Source organism: Streptomyces sp. PU-14G (genome assembly GCF_041028275.1).
GTDB lineage: Bacteria > Actinomycetota > Actinomycetes > Streptomycetales > Streptomycetaceae > Streptomyces.
Window position 1 is genome coordinate 1 of record NZ_JASKYT010000571.1, and the last position, 3,001, is coordinate 3,001.

Annotated in this window: 3 protein-coding genes; 1 reads left to right on the forward strand and 2 read right to left on the reverse strand. The window is 73.9% G+C overall.

Features of this window, described 5'->3' with window-relative positions; translation table 11 throughout:
- Nucleotides 1–179: 179 nt before the first annotated feature.
- Both AB8Z75_RS33470 and AB8Z75_RS33475 read right to left on the reverse strand, forming a co-directional pair.
- The gene (locus tag AB8Z75_RS33470) at nt 180–1,100 is read right to left on the reverse strand and encodes a pentapeptide repeat-containing protein (protein ID WP_369208676.1); all 921 of its coding nucleotides are present in this window, start codon (nt 1,098–1,100) and stop codon (nt 180–182) included.
- A gap of 95 nt (nt 1,101–1,195) precedes the next feature.
- Entirely contained in the window at nt 1,196–2,005 is an 810-nt protein-coding gene (locus AB8Z75_RS33475) for an SAM-dependent methyltransferase (protein WP_369208678.1), read from the reverse strand.
- A gap of 269 nt (nt 2,006–2,274) precedes the next feature.
- Between AB8Z75_RS33475 and AB8Z75_RS33480 the strand changes: the two genes are divergently transcribed.
- Entirely contained in the window at nt 2,275–2,670 is a 396-nt protein-coding gene (locus AB8Z75_RS33480) for a molybdopterin-binding protein (protein WP_369208679.1), read from the forward strand.
- The last annotated feature ends 331 nt before the right edge of the window (nt 2,671–3,001 follow it).

The following is a 3,001-nucleotide window of genomic DNA, read 5'->3' on the forward strand; positions in this document are numbered from 1 at the left end:
GTCGGGCCGAGCCGGGCGGTGGCATCCGCACGGTCGAGCGTGTCACGCCGTGCGGTGCGGCGCCGTGCGGTGCGACACCGTGCTGTGTGACGCCTTGCGGTGCGACACCGTGCGGTGTGACGCCTTGCGGTGCGACACCGTGCGGTGTGATGCCGTGCGGTGTGGCCGACGGCTCGGCGTCACCGGCCTCGGCCGCGCCCGCCCTTTCCGGGGCCACGCGCGCGTGCGCCGCGTGCGCCACCACCGCCGCGGGACTCCTGCGCACGGGAGCCACCCCGCGCCTGCCGTGGGGGCCCGGGTGGCACGGGCGAGCCGTGGTCCGGCCAGTGCCCGGGGCGGGTCAGCGTGTCGGGGATCCGGGTGGCCGAGTCCCCGTGGGCCGCGTTCAGTTGCGGCTGCGTGAGGAAGAGCGCTCCGGACAGGTCGGCGCCCCGCAGATCAGCGTCCCGCAGGTCGGCGCCGAGGAAGTCCACCTGGCGCAGGTCCGCCCCGCGCAGGTCCGCCGCGAGCAGCAGCGCGCCCCGCAGGGTGGCACCGCGCAGCCTCGCGTTCCGCATCCGGTTGCCCGTCAGGTCGCCGCGCCGCAGGTCCCGGCCACCGAGCCCCGCGCGCGCCCGCGCGCTGACCCGCTCCAGGACCGGCCCGACCCGGGCCCGCCACGCCTCGACGTCGGCGGCGAGCAGCGTGGCGACGTCGCCGTCGATCAGCGCGTCCAGCTCCGCCGCCAGCGCCTCGGCCTCCGGGCACCGACCGGCTGTCGCTGCCTCGGCGAGCAGCCACAACAGCTCGTGCAGCTGCCGCGTCACCCGGAAGACCGCGAACAGCTGCGGTGGGGAGACCGTCCCCTCGCGGGCCGTCACCCGCTGTCCCGCTCCGTAGCAGTCGAAGACCGAGCATCCGATGAAGCCGCTGACGCGCAGCCGCGCGTGGATCGAGCACCGGTTCTCGTCGGTCAGGTTCCCGCAGCGCTTTCCCGCGGGTTTGTCGGCCGCGAAGTCGGCCGACCTCGCGAACGGCAGCGCCACACAGCACAGCCCCGCGCACCGCTCACAGTCGGCCCTCAGCCGTTCCATCCGCTCCGGGCCTCCACTCTCGCTCACCCGTCCAAGCTAACCGGGACCGTCGACAGGTGCGGCGTCGGCCTCGGCCTCCCTCGGGGAACGGACGTGCCGGGCAGCGCGGGCGCGAGCCGGATTCAGGGCTTGCGGGCGACCGCGCCGAACTGGGCGACGCTCTTCTCGTCGTCGGCGGCGTGCCCGGGCCGCCAGCGGGAGCACGAGACGATGCCGGGGGGCAGCAGTTCGAGCCCGCGGAAGAACCCGGCCACCTCGACGCGGCTGCGGGCTGTGATCGGTGGCGTGGCGTTCTCGTTCCAGAACCGCATGGCCTCCTCGTTCGCCTCGCCGCCCAGCTCCAGCGTGGGGTGGGTGAGGACGAGATAACTGCCGGAGGGGACGGCTTCCATCAGCGCGTCGACGATGCGGGAGGCCTCGTCGGTCTCGGCGACGAAGTTGAGGATGCCCAGCATTATGACGGCCACGGGGTCGACGAGGTCGAGGGTGTCGGCGGCGGCGTCGACGATCGCGTGCGGGTGGTGCGCGTCGGCGTCGATGTAGTCGGTCGCGCCTTCCTGGGAGCTGGTGAGCAGGGCCCGGGCGTGGATGAGGACGGTGGGATCGTTGTCGACGTAGACGATCCGCGAGGACGGGGCGACCCGCTGGGCCACTTGGTGGGTGTTCTCGACAGTGGGCAGCCCGGTGCCGATGTCGAGGAACTGGCGGATGCCCACCTCCCCCGCCAGATACCGCACCACGTGGCCGAGGAAGGCCCGGTCCGCGCGCGCCACCTCGCGGATGCTGGGGTACATGCTGGTGACATGGTCGCCGACCTGCTGGTCGATGGCGTAGTAGTCCTTGCCGCCCAGCCAGTAGTTCCACACCCTGGCGTTGTGCGCGACATCCGCGACCGGCGTCTCGGCGCCCTCGGGACCGCTGCTCTCGCTCACGTGCCGTGTCCTCTCCGTTCCTCGCCCGCGCCTTCGGACCGCTCGAAGAGTCTAGGCGGCGACGTACCGCGGGGCATGGCCGCGCGCGAGACGGCGGCACCGCCGCGGCGGCGCGGTGCACCAATCGGGCCGGGCACGTCGGCTGAAGTCGCCCGCACGGAGCACGACTTCGGCCGGCTTGGGGGTTCCTCCAAGGCAGGTTGGCACATGCTATAGAGAAAAGCCATTCACATTGCATATGCGAGCCTATGGGCCATACGTTGGCGCACATGCAGTCGTACACCATCGGCCAGGCAGCCCGGCTGCTCGGCGTCAGCCCGGACACGGCGCGGCGCTGGGCGGACGCGGGCCGGGTCACCACGCACCGCGACGAGAGCGGGCGCCGGCTGATCGACGGACGGGATCTGGCCGCCTTCTCCGTCGAGATCGGCCAGCACGCCGCCGACGACGATGACGTCCCCTACACCTCGGCCCGCAACGCGTTCGCCGGGATCGTGACCGCCGTCAAGCTCGGTGACGTGGCGGCACAGGTCGAGATCCAGGCAGGCCCGCACCGGCTGGTTTCCCTGCTGACGCGGGAGGCCGTCGAGGAGCTGGGGCTGGAGGTCGGCATGCAGGCCACAGCCCGCGTCAAGTCGACCAGCGTGCACATCGACACGCCGTAGGGCCCGCCGGTCCCGAGCTATCCGCTGTTTCCCGGGCGGCACGCCGTTCCCGAGCTATCCGCTGTTCCCGGGCGGCACACCGGTCCTGGGCGGCACGCCGGTCCCGGGCGGCACGCCGGTCCCGGGCGGCACGCCGCAGGGCCCGCCGTTCCGGGGCAGCCCGCCCCTCCGGCCGTGCGGCCCCGCTCCTCCGCCAACGGCCGTCGACAGCCGTCGGCGGCCGTCAGCGGCGCCGCACGCCTCGCGGCTGCGCGGTCCGTCATCCCCGCGGCGCCGGACGCCGCACGCCGGACGCCGGACGCCGCGGGGCCACCGAGCCCGACCCGGCCCC

Bases quoted from the DNA above. Each gene is read 5' to 3' on its own strand.
- AB8Z75_RS33480 (WP_369208679.1), top strand. From the start codon at position 2,275: ATGCAGTCGTACACCATCGGCCAGGCAGCCCGGCTGCTCGGCGTCAGC.